Consider the following 21966-nt stretch of genomic DNA (forward strand, 5'->3'; position numbering starts at 1 on the left):
AAGGTGTGCTTTCAAATATGTCGGCAACAAAGATGGTATTTCTCTGAGGTTGTCTAATAACATCCTGTAACCTTAGCTTGGATAGTCGCCGATGGTTTTTCTTTCTATAAAACGATTTGTCTGAAATTGGAACGGTACAGATTGATGCGGAAGAGACGAGAAAGAGAAAAGGAGGAATGGCAAGGTAATGAGTGGGAGATGAGGTTGAGTAATGATGGCTTCTTTAGATGAGAAAGACCGTCTGAAAGTACATTCGTTTGGTTACCAAATTTTAGATAAAAAAAACCATCTATACTAAGGGGAAAGTATAGATGGCCAAACACATTACGGGGAAAACGTCTTACTCACTTACTCACTTCTTTCGAAGCAAGTGTTACTCAGACAGGCGAATTATACAATAGTTCAGTCTTTACAGTGTTAAATTCTGTTAAATAAAAATAATAAGGTTTAGATGTTTGATTTTAAATATATAAAAAATCTATATTGTTTAAAAATTTATCGAAAAAATTTGGAATTTTTTTAGATTTGGATAAATTTCCATTCTCCTGCGGCCAAATCATCGACATTCCAGTCGCCGAATTTCTCACGATGGAGCTGCTCGACACGGTTGCCTGCGGCTGCAACCATGCGTTTGACCTGATGGTATTTACCCTCTGTAATGGTCATCATCAATGTGGTTGGGTCGGCCAATACTGCTTCGGCCGCGGCGACGGTTTCATTATCGTCATGTAGGAGGACGCCGTTTTTCAGCGTAGTGCAAAGGGTATCGTCGGCAGGATGTTTCAAAGTGACGCGGTAGAGCTTCGGAACTTTGTGTTTGGGCGAGGTAACGCGGTGGTTAAATTGCCCGTCGTTGGTAATCAGAATAATGCCGGTTGTGTCTGCATCCAAGCGGCCGACTGCCTGCATATCGATATTGCGCATGTGGTCGGGAAACAGGCTGAAGATGCTTGGATATTGCTGGGGTTTGTGCGAAGTCTCGTAATCTGCAGGCTTATGAAGCAGAATGTAGAAATAGGGCATGGGTACGGCGGCAATTTCTTCGCCATCAACAGACAGGGTATGCACTTGAGACGGATCGATATCGTTTTTGGTACGATTATGGATTTCGCCGTTGATGGCAATGCAGTCATTGTCTATCAGCCATTGGCATTGCTTGCGGCTGCCGAGGCCTTGCGATTGGATGTATTTGAGCAGTTGCATGGTTGGTTGAAAAGTAGGAAATGTTCAGACGGCCTTTATTGTACTGGAAAACCGGTGTTTAGGCCGTCTGAAAAGTAGAGGCAAAAAAATCGCCCCTTTAAAATGTTAAGGGGCGCAAAAGGAACACAAACCACTACCAAAAACTGTTACAGGGCAAATTCTCCTATTTGATGTGTTGCCGGATAAAGTGCTTTCATCAAGTCATGTGGTGAAAGCGAGAAATCTTTGCTGTTTGTCGTCAGACGGCCTTGCTGAGGCGTTAGCTCAAGCAATCGGGCGTTTGCCGACTGGATAAACTTGTTCTTCGTGCGCTGCATTTTTCTTTGCAGGGCGGAAACAACGCGGTTGTACAGACTGTCTTTTTGCTTGACTTCGCGTGTATCGGCAACCCAGCTCAAGCGTGTATTGCCGTCTTCATCTTCAATCAGCAGGATGCCGGTTTCTGATTGGGGCGATTTGCCCATACAAGGGAGCCAAACATAATATCGGCCATCTAAAGTAATGAATACTGCGTCGTGTACTTCGCACTCATCGCAACATTTGGTGGCGATTAAAGAGCGGATGGCTTGTTGGTGCAGTCTCAGAATGTCAAGGGAGACTTGCTTAAAAATACTTTCGGGCATTTTCTTCTCCTTTCATTCTGTTGTGCGGTTGTTTTGTTTCGATGGGTTGTATTATACGGCGATTTTTTAAATTTGCAAATGATAATTGTTCCTATTATTTAATTTATACGTAAGATGTTAATTATTAAAGAAATTAAATTTAAAAAAATTTGTAGAAATTGGGTTTTCTACTCAAAAATGACGTAAATAGATGGCTATTAGATAAAAAAAGAATAAAGGCCGTCTGAAAAAATCCAGCCGTAAAAAGGCATTTAAAAAGCAGCTAAAGTTTTGTTGACTATACATTTCAGACGGCCTTCAGTATGATTCAGGGCGTTTTGATAATTGCAGAAACCACCAACCATGAGCCAACGTCAGATTATCCTCGATACGGAGACCACGGGTCTTTATCCTGAAAACGGTGACCGTCTGGTCGAATTTGCCGGCTTGGAAATGATCAACCGCCAAATGACCGACTCCAACCTTCATTTATATATCCATCCCGAACGCGATATGCCGGAGGAAGCGGCGAAGGTGCATGGTTTGACGATTGAAGTATTGGAAGCGAAGAATGCGCCGCCGTTTGCCCAAGTGGGTAAACAGATTGCTGACTTTATACGTGGTGCAGAGCTGATTATCCATAATGCCAAGTTTGACGTCGGCTTCCTGAATATGGAATTTCGCCGCATGGGCTTGCCTTCTATTGAGGAACTGGGTTGTAAAGTGACCGACACGCTGGCTATGGCACGTGAAATGTTTCCGGGACAAAAGGCAAGCTTGGATGCGTTGTGTAACCGCTTTTCCGTTGACCGCAGCAAACGGGTTTTGCACGGCGCTCTAATCGACTGCGAGCTTTTGGGTGAAGTCTATCTTGCCATGACGCGTCAGCAGTTCGATCTGATGGGCGGTGAGACGGAAGAAGAGGGCGAAGTCAAACAAACCGTTATTGCGGAAACCAAACGTACCTCGCAGTTGAAAGTCATCAAAGCCAATGCGGACGAGCTGGCGGCACATGAAAAATATTTGGACGATTTGGGCGAAGCGTGTGTATGGCGCAAGGCCGAAACTTCTGATGAGGCTAATGCCGGAGCGTCAGCATGATACGCCGCAATATCGCTTTGATTCCTGCTGCCGGTGTGGGAGCGCGATTTGGTGCAGGAAAACCAAAACAATATGTTGAAATAAATGGTAAAACCGTATTGCAACATACCATAGAAATTTTTGAGCAACACTCCCGCATAGATTTAATTGCCGTTATTCTTTTGCCGGAAGATTCGGTTTTTCAGACGGCCCTGTCTGAGAAAGTGCGCGTTTTTCGAGTAGGCGGCGCAAGTCGTGCCGAAACGGTACGCAATGGTGTGTCCGTTTTATTGGAGCAAGGTTTGGCCGAGGCGCAAGACAATATTTTGGTTCATGATGCTGCACGCTGTTGCCTGCCTGCCGAAGCGTTAACGCGTTTGCTTGATGAGGCGGGTGAGAATGATGAAGGCGGTATTTTGGCCATACCGGTGGCCGATACGCTCAAGCGCTCAGACGGCAATCATCATATTGATGAAACCGTTGCGCGCGCAGGATTATGGCAGGCGCAAACGCCGCAGCTTTTTCAGACGGCCTTATTACACCGTGCTTTATCGGTTGATGATTTAAGTGAGATTACGGATGAAGCGTCAGCGGTTGAAAAACTGGGTATCCGGCCACGCTTGGTGCAGGGCGATACGCGCAATTTAAAATTGACGCTGCCGCAAGACGAATACATTGTCAGATTGTTGCTCAAGGCCGTCTGAACAATCAAAACCCATTATTTAAGGAAACAAACATGAATATCCGTATCGGACAGGGCTACGATGTCCATCAGTTGGTCGAAGGGCGAGATTTGATACTCGGCGGCGTCAACATTCCGTTTGAAAAAGGCTTGCTGGGTCATTCAGATGCCGATGCGCTCTTGCATGCGATTACCGATGCCCTGTTGGGTGCGGCCGGTTTGGGCGATATCGGCAGCCATTTTCCTGATACTGCCGCCGAGTTCAAAGATGCCGACAGCCGTGTGCTGTTGCGTGAGGCTTATCAAAGCGTGCAGAAATTGGGTTGGAAGGTGGTTAATGTCGATACGACCGTGATTGCGCAAAAGCCAAAACTTGCGCCGCATATTCCGGCAATGCGCGCTAATATCGCCGCAGATTTGGGTTTGCCTGCAAACTGCGTGAATATCAAGGGCAAAACCAACGAAAAACTTGGCTATCTGGGACGTATGGAAGCCATTGAAGCGCAAGCGGCAGTATTGCTGATTAAAGCCTAAGAGCTTAAAATTACTTTATTATTCAAACTGAAAGACTGACAACATGGCAACTCAAGACGAACTTAAACGCATTGCCGCCGAAAAAGCGGTGGAATTTGTTCCTGAAAACGAATACATCGGTATCGGTACCGGCTCTACCATCAACTTTTTTATTGAAGCTTTGGGTAAAAGCGGTAAGAAAATTAAGGGTGCCGTGTCTACTTCTAAAAAATCCAGCGAGCTTTTGGCAAAATACGAGATTCCAGAAGTTTCACTGAATGAAGTGATGGGATTGGCGATTTATGTTGACGGCGCAGACGAAGTCAACCACACGCTGCAAATGATTAAAGGCGGCGGCGGTGCGCATTTGAACGAAAAAATCGTGGCCAGCGCATCCGATAAATTTGTCTGTATCGCCGATGAAAGCAAATATGTTTCTCGTTTGGGTAAATTCCCATTGCCGGTAGAAGTGGTTGAAAATGCCCGTTCGCTGGTGTCGCGCAAACTGCTTGCCATGGGCGGACAGCCTGAGTTGCGTGTCGGCTATACTACTTTCTATGGCAACCAAATCGTTGATGTTCACGGCCTCAATATCGACCAAGCCCTGAAAATGGAAGACGAAATCAATAAAATCACTGGCGTACTCGAAAACGGTATTTTTGCCCGCGATGCCGCAGATGTGTTGGTTTTGGGTACGGCAGAAGGCGCAAAAGTCATCCTGCCTTGTCAGGATTAATGAAGATTAATCAATCTTAAAAGGCCGTCTGAAAGTGCATTAGGTCTTTCAGACGGCCTTCAATTTGGCAAAATATGCAAATCAGTAAAATTATAAAATGGTTGCCTGTTGTTGTATCCGTTTTGGGCGCACTTGGTTACAGTTCACGTGATACTGAGGTGATTCGTACAGGGGTAAGCGTTGCTGCAACATTGGCACAAGGCGACAATATCGGTTTAGAAAAGGTCAATGAATGGCTGGGTGAAAATGTCGTCAAAGCCACATCTGACACTAAAGCCGAAGCTAAACCCAAACCGGAACAAAAACAAAAGTCATCGCGACAATCCTACACATACAACGGAAAAATCATCAAAATCCATGATGGCGATACCATGCACATTATCGATAGCGACGGCAGGAAACACAAAATCCGCATGGCATATATCGATGCGCCGGAAATCAACCAGGCTTATGGTACGCAATCACGAGACAATCTGATTGATGCAGCATTGCATAAAAAAGCCAAAGTCCGCGTGTTTGAAGCCGACCGCTACCAGCGCGAAGTTGCCCAAGTATCAGTCGGCACGATTGATTTGAATTTGATGCAAATACGGGATGGCGCCGCATGGCATTATGAAAGTTATGCCAAAAAACAACAAAGTAAAACCGCTTACACCGACTATTCGGCAGCACAAAAACAAGCCAAGGAAAAGCGTAAAGGCTTATGGAAAAAAGACAATCCGCAAGCACCTTGGCAATTTCGCCGTCAAAACCACGAGCAGCAGAACGGCAATAAAAAGCAGTCTGATAAACAATGGTTTGGGATTTGGTAGATTTTAAGAAAGAGGCCGTCTGAAAACTTTCAGACGGCCTTTAATCATTACGGTTTAGTATAAGACAAGAATGCGTCGGAGGTTTCTGATTAGAATGTAAGGGAAATAAATGTAAGGGAAATAAAAGTGTGATGTAATATTTTTAAGAAGGGCAGATATGAAAAAAGACACCGTTAGCTAGTGTCTTTAGTATCTATGGCAGAGAGGAAGGGATTAAAATTTAATCATACCTATATGATTTATTGATGATTATTTTTTTGAAAAGTATAAGTAACATATAAGGTAACACATAAAATCTTATTTCCCACGATAAGGATTAAACCAGCCTTACTGAATTTAGGAAGGTCTCTCTGTTCTACACTGACAGCAGGTAGCGCGCGCTCCCCCTCCCTCCGCGGGGACTCTGTGGGGGTGCGTTTTTTTATGCAGCGGCGGCTCCTACTGCAATCCTTATATTTCATAGGTTTTTCGGCGATTTTCGAACACTGGTTTTTTATGCGTTTTTATGCAAGATTTGACATTTTTATGCTGATTTATGCGCTACTTGTAAAATATAATAATAAAGCCGTCCGAAATAAATCAGACGGCCTTTTTTACTCCATTTTTATGGCGTTTAGTATTTGGTCTGTAATGTACTCCAAGTCTTCTTTCGGTAAGCCCAATAGCAGGCGGGATGGCAGGTTTTTTGCCGTGCTACCGTCTTCGTGTTCTGTTGCAATTTGCGCGGCTTTACCGCCGAACCATCCGATTTTTGCATGGTTTTCATCTGCTTTTTGACGCAGCCAGCGGGCGGCACCGATATGGCGGAACATTACCATACGGGATATTGTCGGCGTTTTCAGGTACAAATATTCGCGCCGAAATCCCAAAAGCCTGCGTTCGCCCTCGAACCGTACTAATTCATTCCCGTTTTCTGTGCGACTATATGCAATACGGCCGGTGTAGCTATCTCCGTATTTCTCTCCAAAAAAACGAAACGGGCGGCGGTGTAGTTCCTCTCCATCCCGTAGGCGTCGGAAAGCAAAACGGTCGCCTTGACGTTTTGCCATCGGATTTCCGTCAGGCTCGATATTGGCTTTAATGCGGTTTCGGTTGCGGCGGCGTAGCTCCGTCGCGATATTACGCATAAGTTTGGCACGGGCAGACGGCTGAATCTTTAGCGCTAAATGTTCAATTTGTGCAACGAGTGCTTCCAGTTCTTCCATATTTCCTCCTGCACTTGAAGTAAAGGACGCATTATGCGTCCTTTATCTGTTTAAAAAACGGGGCGCGGCGGCTCGGATTTTGTTTTGTAGGAGACTAAGCCGTTTTCATCCAAACCGGCAATGACTGTTTCTGTCAATTTTAATTCGATCATTACATCCCAGACATCCGACTCTATCGGCTCTGCCTCGAAAACAAAGGCTCTTGATGATGCGTCTGTGCTCGGGCACAAAATATCCGGCTGATTTTCTTGCAGCCACTTATTCACGATCAAAAAGAGATACGCTGGATCTCGATGGAACTCCTGAACAAAAATATTAAGCGTGTACCTCGCTTCGTAACTCAATGTATTGCGTTTCGGAATAATCTGTCCAGACAAAACCGTCATACGAAGACGGTCAGGTGCAGCTTTAAATTCCAGCAGTGTTTCCTGGATAGCAAGACGCAGGCTTTTGGGCTTTTCCATTTTAGACGGCCTCTTATCTTTTGAATTTCCACCGTTGCTCTTCTTCGCGCTGGCAGTCTATACATAAACGGCACCCCGGCACGGCTTCTCGGCGGGCTTCGGGGATGACGTCGCCGCACTCTTCACACTCTTGGGCGGATGGCGCGGAGGATTCTTGTTCTTTGTGGCGTAATAACCAGTATTCGCGCATTTTTTGCTCTAAGTCGCAGGCTTGGTCGATAATGTCAGTCATGGTGTTGTTTTCCCTTCTTCGTCTCCTTTTAGGCAGGCTGACAAAGCGTCCCGATAGAGGCGGCACTGCTCAAAAGCCGAGCGATAGGCAATCAATGCGCGAACCATGTCCGCATTGGTTGCAATCTCTTCAGGCGGGTAGGCTTCACATTTCGGCACCGGCGGGCATGACTCGGCAGCCTGTACGGATACCGGCGGATTATGGGCGCAAGCAGTAAGGGCAACGGCGGCAATGAGAACGGAGAGACGTTTCATTTTTTTCTTTCATAGTTTGATGTTTAAAAGGGCGCGATCATGCGCCCCGCTGTTATTTTTTATTGATGGTTTGGGCTACATCTTCGGGCAGTTTTTCAGACGACCATTCATGATGCTTAGTCAGTGCTGCTTCGACTTGGCTGTTTTTTTCAGCCTGCACCTTCATCATTTGGTCTACCTGCGCCTGCAAGCTTTGGGCGCGGGCTTTATAAATCTTGATTGTTGCGTCTTTTGATTTGATGGCGTCTTCCTGCGCGGCGACTGTTTGTGTCAGTGCCTTATTGCTTTTACGCATGTGCATCAAGCTATATCCGAGGACGGCGACGGTCAGGATATAAGATACGGCAACAACAATAGCTGTTTTCATATGATTCCTCCGTTTCAGGCTTCGCTTACGCCTGCTGCCGCAGTGCCGGTAACGATGGGTAGGTTATAACGCTCTGCGGATGGTTCCGATTTAACCGGCTTACCATCAACCAATTTAGACGGCCAGTAGTAACCATCAATGTCTGCACCGTTAAACGGCACAACAGATACTGCATTACCCTGATTACCGCCCCATCCCATAATTTGCCCTTTAGCGTTTTTGCCACCGACGAAAAACACATGGCCACCACCTTTGCGGGATTTCACGGCGATACAGCCATAGGCGGGTTTAGCCAGCTTAGTCAGACCAGCCTCCGCCCATGCCTTGGCGCGATACCAATCTTTGATAACGCCGCGGCCGCTTTTACCGAGGCAGTAACCGACAAACAGGCCGCACCATGGTGTCTCATCGTCCGCATACCATGCTTTTGCCGCATTGGGAAAGTTTCCCATTTCTTTGAGCCAAGATTGGATAATCGGGTTATGTTTCGCGCCGACGATTTCTTTCAATCCGACGTGTCGGCGGGCTTCTGCCATCCAGGGCAATTCAGTCATGCTTTCTTCCTTTTTTATTCGTGTGTTTAAATATTTTCTTGCGGTATTTTTTTTGACGCGCGGTTCAAAAAACCTTGATTTTCTGTGCTTGGGCGTGTTTTCTTCGGGTGGATTTTGCTGATATTGCCGCCACTCCATAGCACTGCGCCCGTGTGCAGGGCCAGTCCGAAGATAAGCAACCATATAGTCAGTGATTTAATGGAAAAGGCAGCGGCCAGGGCGAGACTGCAAAACCATACGATAGATAAATAGGCGATTGCCGCACTTAACGGCTTATGTGTTTTCCCGCGGGTGTCAAAAAGGATGATACGAACGGCCGCGGTCAGGGACAGGGCAATGACGGCAGCAGATTGGACTGTATTCATGATTCTTTTTCCTCTTCCAGGGTTTTCAGACGGCCTTTTTCAATCAGGCGCATGACACGCTGTAAACCTAAAACCAGTCCGGCAGAAAAAATGGCAGCGGCGGTAAAGCTATTGATGGTCAGTGTTTCACCCGGCAGCAGCCAGTTGATTAGGCCTTCTGCGCCGTCGTAACCGAAAATGCCGCCGATGAAAGACACAGCAAAAAGCCATGCCTTATTAATCGGTCGCTCTGCCTTTTGGCTTAATACGAACAGCGATGCGCCTATGAGTGCACCGAAGGCTACGGAGGCGTGGACGTGGTAGCTGCCGATGATAATTACGGCGGCGTTGACAGCAGTGGTAGTTTTGTCTTGGGTCATGACGTTTTCAGTCCCATAGATTCAGGGTGGATTTTTGTTGTGCTTCTTCGTGGTTGGCTTGAGGCAGTCGGATAGTCAAACCGGCAGGTAGGAGGGCAGGATATTTCGATAAGCCGTAATTTTCAGGGGCGGTCAGGATTTGTTCGGTGTAGCCTGCGGACGTCCCGTAATGGTTCCAAGCGATATTGGCGACGGTATCGCCTTCTCGGGTCGTGTATTCCATCAAATTAATTCCGAATCGCAGCGGCGCTCGCCCATGACTGCCGCGGTGGCATAGTGTGCTTCACGGCGGAAGTCTTCGGCTTGATGTTGTTTCATTTCGGCACGCTCGCCTGCTTTTCCCGATGGTTCTGTATCTGCGTATTTTTCCAGCAGAAGTGATTTGGCATAGCAATAGACGGCGCGGCGGTAATGGATGGTTTTAACCGATTCGCCATTAATGACGTCGTCTGAATCGCCTGTTTCGGCAAGAGTGCCCCTGCCAACCTGTACGGCGGCAATGCGGTATTTCTTAAGCTGGCCGTTGACGTGTGCGACGGCTTCGAGGACGGCATGGTAAACACGGCTGCTTGAAATGTTCGCTTCAATCCTCATTACTTCGCGAAAGTTGGCAAGGTCGATGATTGGGAAAAAAGGAATACTGCGAACTTCGGATTGGTCTAATGCTTGCCGCCCTTGATCGGGGGTGTCGGCGAAAACAATAGTCATGATTCATTTCCTTACGGAAGAAGCCTGCCCGATATTTAGGCGGGCTTTGGAAAGGAGGCGCAGAGGCTTTGCATGCTAAGGCCGTCCATGATATTTCTGGAGGACTTGCCGCAGGCTTGCGCCCGGCGAGGGGAGCTAGGTCAGCCTTTAAGCTGTTTTTTGATGGCTGCAAGGCGGGATTTGACACCGATTTTTTCAGAATACTTCAGTGCGTTTTCGTAGTAACTCGCCGCACTTTCGAGGTCTTCGGCTTCTTCCGCACGTTCTCCAGAGGCTTTGTAGAACTTGGCGCGGATGATGTCTGTCAGATTTAAGGTATGCATACCCGTGTCTGGGTTGACTGTGCTGATGAGTGTGAGCAGATCAGTATGGTTGGCTTTACTCAAGTCAGCACCGTATCCATACTGTTCAGCCAGCTCTTCAATTAAGAGGTCGGGCAGATCACGGCGGTAGTCATCTTTGACTTTCATGTCATGCTCGATGGCAAATAGGATGTATGGCACGGCTTGGTCAAGCTCGCCAATGTCAATCAACCAAAGCAGGGCGGTAGTGAAGACTGGATCGGTTTCAGCGGCCGAACCGGAGAGATAGACGTCTTCCAGCCATGGAAGATATTTTTCTACCATTCCTTTTTTGGCTTGGATTTTGTCGGATACGGATTTAATTTGGTGTAGGAAGGCGCGATCGGTGTTAAGGCTTGCCAACAGTCGGCGGTAGGGTTCGGCGACATGGATGTTTTCGCCGTTTTTTGCTGCCTTCTCTGCTAAAACCTGTTGTTTGTGTGCCTGGGCTGGAGTCATTGGATCCCTTTCATCAGGCCGTCTGAAATTTCAGACGGCCTTTTTTTCTACTTCACGATTTTGATGTTTTCGACCAAAGCTGCTGCGCCGTACTCTTCGACGACATAGCAGATATTTTCTGACTGGTAGTCGGCGATGCGGTCGAATTCAGGTTCGTCCGCCAGCTTGCGGCGATGGCCGCCTTTGTGGAAGTAGATGGACAGGTTTTTCAGCGGAGTAACCAAAATCGTATTTTTGGGGAAATACGGTGCAGTTACGACCGGCAGACCGCCCAAGCGTTTTTCAGACATGATGATGTCGGCAGGACGCAGCTCACTTGCCTTGTTGCCTGCTTCTTTGATAACGGCAAAGTATTTTTCAGACAGCAAAGATTGATGGCAGATAACGGTCATGCCCGGCATGTCGTGGAACTCTTCGTCAATCAAGCTTTCGGCAACGTCCGTAACCAAGTGGTCGAGAGAGGTATAGGATTTACCTTCGCCGATTTCGACGGCATTGGTTGCGCTGCCCATGACGTTGGATGCTGCATTGGTACGCATATGCTGCAACCAGCCGGTTTGTACGTCCTGCAAGAGAGGATTTGCCGTAAAGTCGGATGTGGCGGCGGCAGACGTACCGTTGAAACCGATGGCAATCAGGCTCAAAGCTTTGGATTTGACGAGCTGGTTATTGATCAACTTGACGTATTCAGGTTGACTACTCCAAGAGTCCATATCGTCGTAGCTGACTTGAGTGTCAAAATTTACTTTTTTACACAAATACTGGCGGTCGGTCAGGTTGTGATATGGCTTGGGATGACGGCGTACGGTACCGTCGCCGTTTTTAGTATCAGTTCGCGAGGCATTCAGACCTGTTGATAAACCAATGATTGAGCCGGCAATTTCGGTTTTGCTGATGATGTTGATTTTTTGCAGGAATGTTGACTCCAGGCGGACGGCTTCGCGCATTTTTTGAGAAACGGCGGGCGTTACACTGAAATGGCGGGATACGCCTTCGGCAGTTGTACCGTTGGCTTTGGCGACGGCGTTGATATATTGCTGGATATACGGGTGCATGGCTTACCTTTTCTTAAAATTCGGAAGCAGGGGTTGTATTCGCGCCGGTATGCGGCTCTGCCTGATTGATCGGGGCGGATTCAATAGCGGCCTTAAAGGCATCGAATTCTTTGCGCAGGGCAGTGTAGTCATCGGCGAGTTTTTGGGTAATTTGGGCAGACTGCTCCAATTCTTTGTTCAGGTCGGCAAAGGCTTGGGTGTAGTCGTTTTTTTCTGTTTCGACGGGGGTGGGATCTGATTTCTTATTGAACATTTTGTCGTGGAGGGCGGCAAAAAAGCCTTTTTTCTCATGTTGGGGTTGGTTGGCAGGTTGGGTCATTGGCAGGCTTTCCATTTCGGTGTAGGCGGCGGTGTAGTTGGTGTCTTCCGGATTTAGCTGACGGAACTTGAGCATAGTCGTACCAAGAGATGCAGGGCTGTCCGTCATCGCAAGGCCGACCAGATAAGCTTTGCCGGTGTCGGCGAATGGCTTCATGATTTCCATGGATGTATAGACTTTTTCGCGCTCTTTGATGTAGCCCAACATTTTTTCAGTAGGGTCGATGCGAGCGTAAAGGCGGGTAATACCGTCTGAAGTCTCTGCTTTCAGCTCGAGGACGTCCCCCAGGCCTGAATAGTCGTTTTTGGGAGAATATGGGCGGTAATGCTCAAGGTTGATGCGTGCGCCGTAGATTTGTGGGTCGTAAGCTTCTGCGGCGGCGATGAGGTCGGCTGATTCGATCGTTCGACCGTCGGCAGTTGCACCGGATTTGCCGATGCAGAACCATCGGTCGCTGAATTTTTCGGTGGAATTTTTGGCGGATTTATTCATGCGTATGCGCTCGGGTGTTTGTCCGTTTTATTTTGGCATTTACGGAAAAGACGGCAAGCGACAGGGGTTTTAGGTGGGTTTTTCAAGTCATGCGGCACGGGTAGGATTGGCATTTTTGCCCGAAAATCGGGTATTGCCGCTATTTTTTGAAGACATGGAAAAACGTCAGAATATTGAAATTGCCCAAAATATCGACCCGCGCCTTGTTGCGCGGTCTCTTTACTGGCAGGGATGGAAAATTACCGCCATCGGGCGGCATTTGGGACTGAAGCCCGCCACGGTACATTCTTGGAAGCAACGGGAAAACTGGGATGGCGGAACACCGATGCAGCGTGTTGCCTCATCTATTGAAGCGCGCCTGATCCAACTCGTCAACCTGCCGAACAAATCAGACGGCGTTTACAAAGAAATGCGCCAACTTTCCGCATTAATGGGCGGCGAAGGCAAAAGGCCGTCTGAAAAATCGGAAACGCCGAAAAACAACCGATTTGACGGCGCAGACAAGCCGCCTTTTGACAGCGTGCCGACCATAGATCGCCCACCGCGTGAACGTACCGAGCGCACCGAACGCAGCCGCACCCGCTCCGTCGAAAAACCGCCGAAAAACTATATCGCACCCGAGCAGCAGCAGCGCATGGTTGAGATTTTTGAAGAGCAGTGTTTCGATTATCAGCGGTATTGGGGCGAGATTTATCGGACGCACCGTTTTCGAAATATCTTAAAAAGCCGCCAAATCGGCGCGACTTTCTATTTTGCCCGCGAAGCCTTCCTAACCAGCCTAAAAACGGGCATCAACTCCATTTTCCTGTCTGCGTCCCGCGCACAGGCCTATCAGTTCAAGCAATACATCCTCAACCTCTGCAAGATGGTCGATGTCGAGCTTAAAGGCGGGGATGTGATTTCTTTGCACAATGGCGCGGAACTGCATTTTTTAGGCACCAATTCACGGACGGCACAAGGTCGCAACGGTAACTTGTACGTCGACGAATACTTCTGGATTCCCGATTTCGAGCGGTTGCAAACACTGGCCGAGCCGATGGCGAGTCAAAAGCACCTGAAGACGACCTATTTCTCCACGCCGTCATCCGAAGGCCACCCCGCTTATGGTTTTTGGTCGGGCGCGATGTTTAACGAAGGCCGCCCTCGAAGCGAGCATATCAAGCTCGATTTGAGTCATGCCGCTTTAAAAAACGGTCGTCAGGATGCCGACGCGCAATGGCGGCAAATCGTTACGATTCATGATGCGCAGGAGTCGGGCTGCAACCTCTTCGATATTGATTATCTGCGCCAGCGCAACTCGCCCGACAAGTTCGCACAGCTCTTTGAGTGTCAATTCGTCCCGGACGGCGAGGGCGTGTTTCACTTTGCCGACCTGCAAGCCTGCGGTGTCGAATCGTGGGATTGGACTTGGTACAAACCTGACATGATGCGTCCGGCGGGGAATATCCCCGTATGGATAGGCTACGACCCGAGCTATACCGGCGACGCGTCCGGCTTGGTGGTCGCCGTCCCGCCGCAACGCAACGGCGAACCATTCCGAATTTTAGAAACACACATGATTAACGGGGCGGATTTCGAATCACAGGCCCAAATCCATTCGCGGCATGACGGAGAAATTCAACGTTACCAAAATCGTCATCGACGCAAACGGTATCGGCGCGGCGGTGTACGACCTTGTTAAAAAATTCTACCCGCCCGCCATCGGCATGACCTACACGCCCGACATTAAAGGGATGATGGTTTTAAAAACGCAGAACCTGCTCAAAAACAAACGTATCGAGTGGGACGCGGGCAAAATTGATTTGCAGATGGCGTTTATGTCCGTCCGACGCGCAATTACCGCCAGCGGACGGAACATCACTTACGAATCGACGCGCAGCAAAGCCGCCAGTCATGGCGACTTGGCTTGGGCAGCGATGATGTTGTTTTATCAAGAGCCGCTGGACAATGTTGTCAGCGGACGTTTTGAGATTGATAGTTAAAGGATTTTTATGTCTGATTTAAATTCGACAGGCAATGAACCACGCACAGATTTAGAGATTTTCAGTTGGGGCTACGACGATCGTTTGTCTTGGCTCGGCGCGGCGTGGGAATGCGCCGACAACGGCCATTATTATGAACTGCCCGTCAATCAGGAGGACTTGATCGGTTTACTCCGAGTAGGCGTACATCATTCGTCTGCGCTGCATTGTAAACTGAACGTCCTAACTTCCACATTCGAACCGACCGCGCTGTTGAGCCGCGCCGAATTCAAAAAGCTGGCATTTAATTTCCTCGTAACCGGCAACGGCTATCTGTCGGCGGAGCGCAACCGATTCGGCAAGGTCTTGGGATTTAAAAACCGACTGTCCGTCTATATGCGCCGCTCTTCGAAAAATTACGACAAAGACGGCTATTTCTACCTGCGCGACCATGTTTTCGAGACTGCGGACTTTATCCCGAAATCGGATATTATTCATTTGATGCAGCCCGATTTGGTGCAGGAGATTTACGGTATCCCCGATTATTTAGCAGGTTTAAGTTCGGCAGAGCTTAACCACTCGGCCACGACATTCAGACGGCGCTACTACGACAACGGCAGCCATGCAGGCTTTATCGTGTATGCAACCGACAACAATATGAATAATGATGACTGGAACAATCTCAAAGACCAATTTAAAAAAGCGCAACGCGAAGGCAATTTCCGCAATGTCTTTTTGCGCTCGCCTGACGGTAAACCTGAAGGTATCAAACTGATTCCGATTTCAGAGGTTGCCGCCAAGGATGAATTTTTAAATATTAAAGGAGTAACCTCCCAAGATATGCTGACAATACACCGCGTGCCTCCTTCATTGATGGGGGTCGTCCCGACGGCGGCGGGCGGCTTGGGCGATGCCCGGACGGCGGCGGAAGTATTCGCCGCGAATGAAATCGAGCCGATACAGGCGGCGTTTCTCGAAGCAAACGACGCATTCGGCGCGGAGGTTTTTAAATTTAAGCCGTACACTTTGGCAACGGCCAAGGTGGATAAATAGGAAAAGGTCGTCTGAAATGTTTCAGACGACCTTTTACAATAAATAATTAAATGCTTTTCATAAAAGTAATCCAATGTGTAGCTGTCTGATTTATTTTATGCTTCCTTGTTATATGTCCGAAAATTGGCTTTTCATCTGTCAAAGATAGGATTTCTCTGACTGATATTTGGTTTTCGTTCCATTTAAAAATTAATATTCCACCATCCTCCAATACTCGGAAACATTCGGCAAACCCCTTTTTAATATCAGTCCTCCAATCATTACCGAGCCTCCCATACTTCTTGGCCAACCATGAATTTTTACCGGCATGCATTAGATGTGGAGGGTCAAAAACAACAAGGCGGAAGCTCTTTTCTGGGAATGGTATATTTGTGAAGTCCATTTTTATATCAGGCTTAACTTCTAAGTATCGCATTTTTTCCCTATCTTTAAAAAAATGTTCCTCTTGCCTGATGTCGCCAAACAGGACACGTTGGTCTTCTTTGTCGAAATACATCATTTTACTGCCGCAACATGGATCAAGTATTTTCATTTTTTCAGTACCTCTTAATATTTTTCATCCTTTTTCATCTTTCGAAATACTCGTCCCGCATCCGAATTACCTCGTCCCGCTTATAGAGGTTGTCCCGTCCCACCAACTTCGGTTGCGGTATCAGCCCCGCCCGGCGGCGCGCCCAAATGGTTGTCGTGGACGGCGGCTTTTTGCCCGGTATCGTCCATAGTTTCTTCACTTCATCCAACGTGATGTATTCACCCATTTTTGTTCCTTTCTTGTTGGTCAGTTTCGGTTAATCAGTTTGTCATTCATTGCCTGCGACGCTTTAATGGCGGCACGGGCAGATTCGATGGCGCTTTCAACGGTGTCGTACTGCGGCTTGGTATAGCGGACTGTTTTGGCGCGGATATTGGCTTCGTTTGCGGCCTTGATGGCGGCGAAGTCAAAAATAGGTTCTTGCGGGGTCAGTCCGCTGACGAGCGGACGGCGTAGTTTTTCAATACTGCGGATATATTCGCGGTAGTTTCGTTGTTTTTCGCGGGCGGATTCGCCACGGAAGGCATTATCTTTCGCTGCTTTTTCGATTTGTTCGCGGGTTTCACGGCTCATGTATCTCAGCTCTTCGATATTGTCTAAATCGAGCATGTCTTTTTTATATTCTTTCGCCAATTCAGGACTTAAACCTGTCTGAACTAAATCAACGGCGGTTTGCACCGAAAATCCGTGTTTCCAAATAAGCCATTCTACAGGCTCGGTTTTTTCTAGGTCGGCCAGGGTTGCCGCTGCTGGGCGATTGATTAAATTTTGTGCAGATTCGGGGTCGAATTTCATTTTCGTAGAGTTATTGACACAAGTCCAAGCGGCGGCGGTGCCGCCGTTTTTTTTCAAAACCCACGAATGGACGCGCGAAATTTCGACGCGCCCGGTGGCTTTTTCGTAAACGCCGACGATGCGGTCGGCAGGTATTTCGCCGTAGCAGTTCGGCTCTTTCGCCTCTTCGCGGTACAGTCCGAGACGGACGTTTTTGCGCGATACGGATTCGCCGCCCAAAAGGACGGTAAAACGCATCCAGTCGCCCATGTCGGCAGCCTGTTGGGCGAGCATTAAAAGGTCGTCTGAAGCGTCGGGGTTGATTCGGCGCAGTTCGCGCCAGATGGTAACGGGGCAGCCGCCGATTTGCTGGAACTGGCGGATACCGTGATGACTTGCCCATGCGTCCACGCGGACGACGGTTTCCGCCATGCTCAACAGTGTGTCAGACTCATAGTCAACGCCCAATCCTTCACCGCTTTGACTTTTGCCGTCGATGTTTTTGGCGATATATTTGGCGATATAACCGGCAGCCGAGCCGCGCGCCCAGTTGATGGCTTCAAAGTCAACGCGGGCAGAGGCGGGGCTTTGCTTCCAAAATTTAAAATATTTGGATTCCCAGAATTTCGCCTCGGTTTTCAGACCGGCGCGAATGGCGGCGAGCGTAGGCGCGCTTCCTTGTTTTTCACGGATTTTTGCTTGGATTCGGCGGGCTTCCGCGTCCGCTGCTTTTGCAGTCGCCAAGTATTTCAAACCCAGCTCTTCGCGGTTTTCTCGGCAAGCGTGTTTTGCCACGACGCGGCGGAAGGTAAGGCGGTGTTGCTCTTCCATGAAGACAAGGCCGTGCCAGTGCGGCGTACCGTCATGATGCGGCTCAGCAACGCGGAAACCGTAGATTTTGATTTTCAGACGGCCTAATTCCGCACAGACACGCGCCCATACTTTATTTAAGTATTCCTGCGCCTGCGTCGGCGTTTCGCCGCTGAATTTCTCGTTTGGCTTGCCGAAGTGGTGCATACGGTGCATGCGGGAAGGGCAGGTAATCGTAAAAAATTCGCCGACGTGGTTTTTCAGACGGGCGATTTCCTCGAAGCCGCGAATACGCACCATCAATTCGGCGCGACGCAGGGCGGGATTGGATACAGAGACTTCAGACAAGGCCTCAAGCGTGAACTCTTGCCCCAGCTCATTGATGGCAATCATGGTTTGCAACATGGCAAGATTGCGACGCTTTTGAGACAAGCGGCGGAAAACCGCTTCATCAGAGGCATAAAGCCCTGTTTTGCGGGATACAAAGCCCGCCTCGCGGCGGTAGCGTTCGGCAGCGCGCGCGAAAATGCGGCGAAGCTGGCGACGCCAGAATTTAGGGGCTTGCAGGCGGGCTTCGATGGCTTCGGGGATTTTGTCCTTGAATACTTTTTGGGTATCGATGCCGTATTCGGCGGCGACATAGTGGATCAGACCGGCGAGGCTCCAGCCGATACGTTTTTTAAAATAGATGTCCTTGGCTGCGCTATCAGCAAGGACGCGGATGTCGTCGTCCGAAGCATCCAAACCTGCCGAACGGACGGCAGGCGGCAAAATGGTCAGATTGTCGAGCAGGGTTTTCAGACCATCTTCGGCGCGAACACGCGCAGCGGCAGGCTGAATGCCGCCGTCCAATTGACGGACGACTAAATCGGTAAAGAACGAACGCGCTTTTGATGCCTCGGCAGGTTTCAGGCTTTCAAATCCTTCGCGCAACACAGGCGGAATCAGCAAAAAGGCTTGGGCGGCGTAGTCTTGCTGCGCCGCCTTTGCATTTGCTGTTTGAATTGATATGCCCATGATTTGTCCTAAGTGAAAAGGTCGTCTGAAATACCTGTCTGTCCAGGTGGTCAAGCGTCTGTCCGCTTTGTCTTTGCTCCGTTAGAATGGAAGCTCCTAAACAACCTTCCCGGAGACTTGAAATGAAGCTCAATCGCGAACTTCAAAGAAAAATATTGTCTGTCCTGACAGAATGCTTCCCCAAAGACCCGCCACCAAATTTCCTTCATACCTTGCGTGCTGAATACGGCGAGGATGAAACAGACGGCAATCTGATGTATTTGGAAATGCACGGACTGGTCAGCTTCAAACTTACCCGCTTCTTAAGCGGGGCGTATTCCATCGATTATGTGAAACCGACCGAAAAGGCTTTTGATTTCCTTGCCGAAGACGGCGGTCTTTCTGCGGTTTTAGGGGTCGTTACGGTCAGACTGGATGCGGAAACCCTGCGGGAACTGGTCGCCCTAAAAATAGACAAGGCAGACATTCCGACCGGTCAAAAAGAAACTCTGCTTAAAATTATTCGCTCTCTGCCGGAGGAGGGGTTAAAGCGGTTATCGTCCCGATTGATTGAGTTCGCTTTGGACAAGGGTGCGGATTTAGTGAAACTGCTTGATATATCCGGCGGCCTCTAATCGTTGCCAAGTGGCGAAATCGGATGCTTCCGACTTCGCCCAACTCAATATCAAATTCTTCGATCATTCGGTCTGAAACTTCAGGCTCGGATACCATCAGTCGATTATCGGTATCGCACCATATGTACTGGTCGGTTTCATATATCTGCATGGTTTCATCTCAATGCTTTAAATAATCTTGGATTCTTTCTTCGATTTCCGCGTCCAGCTTTTTCTGCTCGATTTTGTAGTCCACATAGAGCCAAACGCCGAGCGCGGCGATAAAAACAATGCCGATGACTGCGAAGATACTCATTGCCCCACCTCATGCGGGATTTCAGCGTCTCCGCCCATATGGTCGAATGTCGGCGATTCGTAAACGCAGACCGGGTCAGTTGCGGGCAGCGTTTGCGGCTGTTCCGCTATGTTTCCGTGGGTCGAACCAAGCATAAAATAAGATGCGGCGAGCATCAGGGCGAGGATGATGTAGCGGATTTTGATTTTCATGATGTTTCCTTGTTTGGTCGGGTTCAGGCAGCCTTAAGGTCGTCTGAAACTGGGTTTACTTTCATTTTTCTGCCGGCATATACCGCGCGGGCTATTTTTTCGTCTATGCCTTCAAGCTGTCGGGCGGCTTCGGAAAGCTGGAGAACCGGCAAGCCCAAGCTGTACACTACGTTTTGCTGATTCAGCATATTGCCCAGTCGGGCGATTTCCTTTATCAACCGTTGGCTGTCTTCCAGAGCCTTGCTTTGCTCCGGCGTAACCAGCCAACTTCTGACGACTTCCGTATCGTTGTAAGCCGCCAACGGCTGACGGCCTGTATTTCGTTCCAAGAGCGCGTCGCGCTCCAAGCCGTTCATGATTTTTGCGTTTTCGGTTTTACTGCTTGCCAGCTTTTTGCCGATATTCCACATGGCGCGGGCTTGGGCTTTGGTTCTAAAAAAGCGGACCCGCTGCGGTGCCGACTTCCACGTCGGAACGATTTCGCCGTTCATTTTGCTTTCCCTTTACAACAAATTTTTCTGACTGCTGCCGCCGTGTTGTTCGATGATTTCGTCTGCCGTCATCTGCGGCGGCACCAAGGCAGGGTTTTGATGCAGCGGGCTGGGTGGGGAAATGGTTTTGATGACTTCCGTTGATGCTACGCCCGACCAACCGCATGAAGCATTCAAGCATTGCACAGAGCTATAACGGAGGCGGTCTGTCATCTTCCGACTTGCCGTAACCTTGCAGCGGCTGCCGCAGCAAGGGCAGGTAATTTGTACCCGCATATTTCCGTGTTCCGCCTTACTGATGTTGCGCTGCGTCATTTTCATCTCTCCGTTTCAGGTCTGCCGATGCCGTCTGAAATTTGTTTGTACTGCACCGGAAACTTTGCTTTTAGAAAATTCATTTGCGCCTTTGGAATACCATTTTTCTGCCACTGAGAAACTGCTCCTCTTGTGATTCCGCAAATATTTGCAACCACCGAAACGCCTCCCAATTCTTTAATGAATTTGACTTGTTGGTCTGTTGTCATTTTTTTTCCTTTTTTAAAGTTTAGTGAACTATACAATCCTAAACTTGTCTAGTCAAGCATACTAAACAATTAATAGTTTAGAATTCTAAATAAACATTGTTTTTACTAAGTATTTTTTAGCTGGGATTTTTAGCGATGGACTTGAAAGGCAGACTTCAAGAATTGATGGATGAATATGGGCTAATTACCCAACAGGACTTAGCAGACTTCGCAGGAGTCTCAAAAGGTCTTGTTGGGCAGTGGTTCAATGGTCAGACTGGCTTAGGCAAAAAACCACTCTTAGCATTTGAGAAAAAGACAAACTTTTCTACGCGATGGCTTGCAGACGGTTTAGGTGATAAGTACAGAAAAGACTCAGGAATGTATAGAGAGGTTAATTTTTCAAACGACCCTTCAGACGACCATATCCGTTTTGAGCGGCTGGACGTGGTTGCCGCGCTTGGAGACGGCTACATCAACAACGAAGCAATGGAGGTGGTCGATTTCGTCCATGTCGATAAGGCGTGGGCGCGCGAAAAACTCGGCGGCAACCTCTCCCGTATCCAAGTCATCACGGCACGCGGCGATTCCATGCAAGGCACCATCGAGGACGGCGACGTGTTGTTTGTCGATACCTCCGTCCACTCATTCGAAGGAGAGGGCATTTATCTCCTATCCTTCGCAGACGGCCTAAAAGCCAAACGCCTGCAAGCCTCCGTCAGCGGCGGCCTGCTCGTCATCAGCGACAACCCGTTATACAGAACGGAAACCATCGAAGGTGATGGACTGGAAAAGTTAACCATCTGCGGCAAAGTGCGTGGCGCATGGCATTTGTCGGGATTTTGATTTGAATTTTCAGAAGCGGCTCAATTCACGGTAAGTTTTAGAAGGTACTGCCGTTGGATTTTTTGGATATTTAGTGA

Annotated in this window: 32 protein-coding genes; 10 read left to right on the forward strand and 22 right to left on the reverse strand. The window is 48.6% G+C overall.

What is annotated here, in order from left to right; translation table 11 throughout:
• Positions 1-519 precede the first annotated feature (519 nt).
• Both ACTHSN_RS06555 and ACTHSN_RS06560 read right to left on the reverse strand, forming a co-directional pair.
• Positions 520-1203, reverse strand: a complete 684-nt coding sequence (locus ACTHSN_RS06555; RefSeq protein ID WP_070460807.1) for a 16S rRNA pseudouridine(516) synthase — start codon at positions 1201-1203, stop codon at positions 520-522.
• Positions 1204-1349: 146 nt separating this feature from the next.
• Entirely contained in the window at positions 1350-1826 is a 477-nt protein-coding gene (locus ACTHSN_RS06560; protein WP_049348077.1) for a hypothetical protein, read from the reverse strand.
• Positions 1827-2168: 342 nt separating this feature from the next.
• Between ACTHSN_RS06560 and dnaQ the strand changes: the two genes are divergently transcribed.
• From dnaQ to ACTHSN_RS06585, 5 genes are all read left to right on the forward strand, one after another.
• Entirely contained in the window at positions 2169-2906 is a 738-nt protein-coding gene (gene dnaQ, locus ACTHSN_RS06565) for a DNA polymerase III subunit epsilon (protein ID WP_070460805.1), read from the forward strand.
• Positions 2903-3589 (forward strand): 2-C-methyl-D-erythritol 4-phosphate cytidylyltransferase, encoded by a 687-nt coding sequence (gene ispD, locus ACTHSN_RS06570; RefSeq protein ID WP_070460803.1) that lies wholly within the window; start codon positions 2903-2905, stop codon positions 3587-3589. Before dnaQ ends, ispD begins: the two co-directional genes overlap by 4 nt.
• A 32-nt stretch (positions 3590-3621) precedes the next feature.
• Positions 3622-4101, forward strand: a complete 480-nt coding sequence (gene ispF, locus ACTHSN_RS06575; protein ID WP_070460801.1) for a 2-C-methyl-D-erythritol 2,4-cyclodiphosphate synthase — start codon at positions 3622-3624, stop codon at positions 4099-4101.
• 43 nt (positions 4102-4144) lie between these two features.
• Positions 4145-4816 (forward strand): ribose-5-phosphate isomerase RpiA, encoded by a 672-nt coding sequence (rpiA, locus tag ACTHSN_RS06580; RefSeq protein WP_440365191.1) that lies wholly within the window; start codon positions 4145-4147, stop codon positions 4814-4816.
• Between the two features lie 74 nt (positions 4817-4890).
• Entirely contained in the window at positions 4891-5628 is a 738-nt protein-coding gene (locus ACTHSN_RS06585) for a thermonuclease family protein (protein WP_070460797.1), read from the forward strand.
• 593 nt (positions 5629-6221) lie between these two features.
• Here the strand turns inward: ACTHSN_RS06585 and ACTHSN_RS06590 are convergent.
• The 13 genes from ACTHSN_RS06590 to ACTHSN_RS06650 all read right to left on the reverse strand — a co-directional run bounded on the left by ACTHSN_RS06590 (position 6222) and on the right by ACTHSN_RS06650 (position 12802).
• Complete coding sequence (locus ACTHSN_RS06590; protein WP_440365192.1) at positions 6222-6833, reverse strand: phage virion morphogenesis protein; 612 nt, start codon at positions 6831-6833, stop codon at positions 6222-6224.
• Positions 6834-6883: 50 nt separating this feature from the next.
• Positions 6884-7297, reverse strand: coding sequence for a phage tail protein (locus ACTHSN_RS06595; RefSeq protein WP_440365193.1), 414 nt, complete (start codon positions 7295-7297; stop codon positions 6884-6886).
• A 13-nt stretch (positions 7298-7310) separates the two neighbouring features.
• Entirely contained in the window at positions 7311-7529 is a 219-nt protein-coding gene (locus ACTHSN_RS06600; protein WP_440365194.1) for a TraR/DksA C4-type zinc finger protein, read from the reverse strand.
• Positions 7526-7783, reverse strand: a complete 258-nt coding sequence (gene lysC, locus ACTHSN_RS06605; RefSeq protein WP_070813995.1) for an Rz1-like lysis system protein LysC — start codon at positions 7781-7783, stop codon at positions 7526-7528. Before lysC ends, ACTHSN_RS06600 begins: the two co-directional genes overlap by 4 nt.
• A gap of 52 nt (positions 7784-7835) precedes the next feature.
• Positions 7836-8150 (reverse strand): hypothetical protein, encoded by a 315-nt coding sequence (locus tag ACTHSN_RS06610; RefSeq protein ID WP_070813996.1) that lies wholly within the window; start codon positions 8148-8150, stop codon positions 7836-7838.
• Between the two features lie 14 nt (positions 8151-8164).
• Complete coding sequence (locus tag ACTHSN_RS06615; RefSeq protein WP_440365195.1) at positions 8165-8704, reverse strand: TIGR02594 family protein; 540 nt, start codon at positions 8702-8704, stop codon at positions 8165-8167.
• 26 nt (positions 8705-8730) lie between these two features.
• A complete protein-coding gene (locus tag ACTHSN_RS06620) occupies positions 8731-9069 on the reverse strand; it encodes a phage holin family protein (protein WP_141752541.1) in 339 nt (112 codons plus the stop codon).
• Complete coding sequence (locus ACTHSN_RS06625) at positions 9066-9428, reverse strand: putative holin (RefSeq protein ID WP_063075543.1); 363 nt, start codon at positions 9426-9428, stop codon at positions 9066-9068. The genes ACTHSN_RS06620 and ACTHSN_RS06625 overlap by 4 nt, the downstream gene beginning before the upstream one ends.
• 7 nt (positions 9429-9435) lie before the next feature.
• Positions 9436-9651 carry a tail protein X gene (locus ACTHSN_RS06630; RefSeq protein ID WP_063075544.1) on the reverse strand — a complete coding sequence of 72 codons (216 nt, stop codon included), beginning with the start codon at positions 9649-9651 and terminating at the stop codon, positions 9436-9438.
• Positions 9651-10136 carry a head completion/stabilization protein gene (locus tag ACTHSN_RS06635; protein ID WP_150540460.1) on the reverse strand — a complete coding sequence of 162 codons (486 nt, stop codon included), beginning with the start codon at positions 10134-10136 and terminating at the stop codon, positions 9651-9653. Before ACTHSN_RS06635 ends, ACTHSN_RS06630 begins: the two co-directional genes overlap by 1 nt.
• 140 nt (positions 10137-10276) lie before the next feature.
• The gene (gene gpM / locus ACTHSN_RS06640) at positions 10277-10936 is read right to left on the reverse strand and encodes a phage terminase small subunit (protein ID WP_063075546.1); all 660 of its coding nucleotides are present in this window, start codon (positions 10934-10936) and stop codon (positions 10277-10279) included.
• Between the two features lie 47 nt (positions 10937-10983).
• Positions 10984-11991: a phage major capsid protein, P2 family gene (locus tag ACTHSN_RS06645; protein ID WP_440365196.1), complete on the reverse strand. Its 1008-nt coding sequence runs from the start codon at positions 11989-11991 to the stop codon at positions 10984-10986.
• Between the two features lie 13 nt (positions 11992-12004).
• Entirely contained in the window at positions 12005-12802 is a 798-nt protein-coding gene (locus ACTHSN_RS06650; RefSeq protein WP_440365197.1) for a GPO family capsid scaffolding protein, read from the reverse strand.
• Positions 12803-12917: 115 nt separating this feature from the next.
• Between ACTHSN_RS06650 and ACTHSN_RS06655 the strand changes: the two genes are divergently transcribed.
• From ACTHSN_RS06655 to ACTHSN_RS06665, 3 genes are read left to right on the forward strand one after another with little or no spacing between them, the layout of a single operon-like run.
• Positions 12918-14483: a terminase large subunit domain-containing protein gene (locus ACTHSN_RS06655; protein ID WP_440365198.1), complete on the forward strand. Its 1566-nt coding sequence runs from the start codon at positions 12918-12920 to the stop codon at positions 14481-14483.
• On the forward strand, positions 14407-14784 hold the full coding sequence (locus tag ACTHSN_RS06660; protein WP_440365199.1) for a hypothetical protein: 378 nt from the start codon (positions 14407-14409) through the stop codon (positions 14782-14784). The genes ACTHSN_RS06655 and ACTHSN_RS06660 overlap by 77 nt, the downstream gene beginning before the upstream one ends.
• Positions 14785-14793: 9 nt before the next feature.
• On the forward strand, positions 14794-15816 hold the full coding sequence (locus tag ACTHSN_RS06665) for a phage portal protein (protein WP_440365200.1): 1023 nt from the start codon (positions 14794-14796) through the stop codon (positions 15814-15816).
• 46 nt (positions 15817-15862) lie between these two features.
• Here ACTHSN_RS06665 and ACTHSN_RS06670 read toward each other — a convergent pair whose 3' ends face one another.
• On the reverse strand, positions 15863-16348 hold the full coding sequence (locus ACTHSN_RS06670; RefSeq protein ID WP_440365201.1) for an SAM-dependent methyltransferase: 486 nt from the start codon (positions 16346-16348) through the stop codon (positions 15863-15865).
• Positions 16349-16594: 246 nt separating this feature from the next.
• Positions 16595-18949, reverse strand: coding sequence for a replication endonuclease (locus tag ACTHSN_RS06675; protein WP_440365202.1), 2355 nt, complete (start codon positions 18947-18949; stop codon positions 16595-16597).
• Between the two features lie 122 nt (positions 18950-19071).
• Here ACTHSN_RS06675 and ACTHSN_RS06680 point away from each other — a divergent pair, with 122 nt between their 5' ends.
• Positions 19072-19563: a hypothetical protein gene (locus ACTHSN_RS06680; RefSeq protein ID WP_440363327.1), complete on the forward strand. Its 492-nt coding sequence runs from the start codon at positions 19072-19074 to the stop codon at positions 19561-19563.
• 160 nt (positions 19564-19723) lie between these two features.
• Here ACTHSN_RS06680 and ACTHSN_RS06685 read toward each other — a convergent pair whose 3' ends face one another.
• Genes ACTHSN_RS06685 through ACTHSN_RS06705 form a run of 5 tightly spaced genes read right to left on the reverse strand, consistent with a single transcriptional unit; the run spans position 19724 to position 21064 of the window.
• On the reverse strand, positions 19724-19858 hold the full coding sequence (locus ACTHSN_RS06685) for a hypothetical protein (RefSeq protein WP_440365203.1): 135 nt from the start codon (positions 19856-19858) through the stop codon (positions 19724-19726).
• The gene (locus tag ACTHSN_RS06690) at positions 19855-20049 is read right to left on the reverse strand and encodes a hypothetical protein (RefSeq protein WP_063075552.1); all 195 of its coding nucleotides are present in this window, start codon (positions 20047-20049) and stop codon (positions 19855-19857) included. Before ACTHSN_RS06690 ends, ACTHSN_RS06685 begins: the two co-directional genes overlap by 4 nt.
• Before the next feature lie 23 nt (positions 20050-20072).
• Complete coding sequence (locus ACTHSN_RS06695) at positions 20073-20540, reverse strand: hypothetical protein (RefSeq protein ID WP_440365204.1); 468 nt, start codon at positions 20538-20540, stop codon at positions 20073-20075.
• A 12-nt stretch (positions 20541-20552) separates the two neighbouring features.
• Positions 20553-20855 carry an ogr/Delta-like zinc finger family protein gene (locus tag ACTHSN_RS06700; protein WP_440365205.1) on the reverse strand — a complete coding sequence of 101 codons (303 nt, stop codon included), beginning with the start codon at positions 20853-20855 and terminating at the stop codon, positions 20553-20555.
• Between the two features lie 2 nt (positions 20856-20857).
• Positions 20858-21064 (reverse strand): Cro/CI family transcriptional regulator, encoded by a 207-nt coding sequence (locus ACTHSN_RS06705; protein ID WP_440365206.1) that lies wholly within the window; start codon positions 21062-21064, stop codon positions 20858-20860.
• A gap of 360 nt (positions 21065-21424) precedes the next feature.
• Between ACTHSN_RS06705 and ACTHSN_RS06710 the strand changes: the two genes are divergently transcribed.
• Positions 21425-21889: a S24 family peptidase gene (locus tag ACTHSN_RS06710; RefSeq protein ID WP_440365207.1), complete on the forward strand. Its 465-nt coding sequence runs from the start codon at positions 21425-21427 to the stop codon at positions 21887-21889.
• The last annotated feature ends 77 nt before the right edge of the window (positions 21890-21966 follow it).

Source organism: Neisseria sp. P0009.S010 (genome assembly GCF_051958545.1).
In the GTDB taxonomy this organism is placed as follows: Bacteria; Pseudomonadota; Gammaproteobacteria; order Burkholderiales; family Neisseriaceae; genus Neisseria; species Neisseria subflava_A.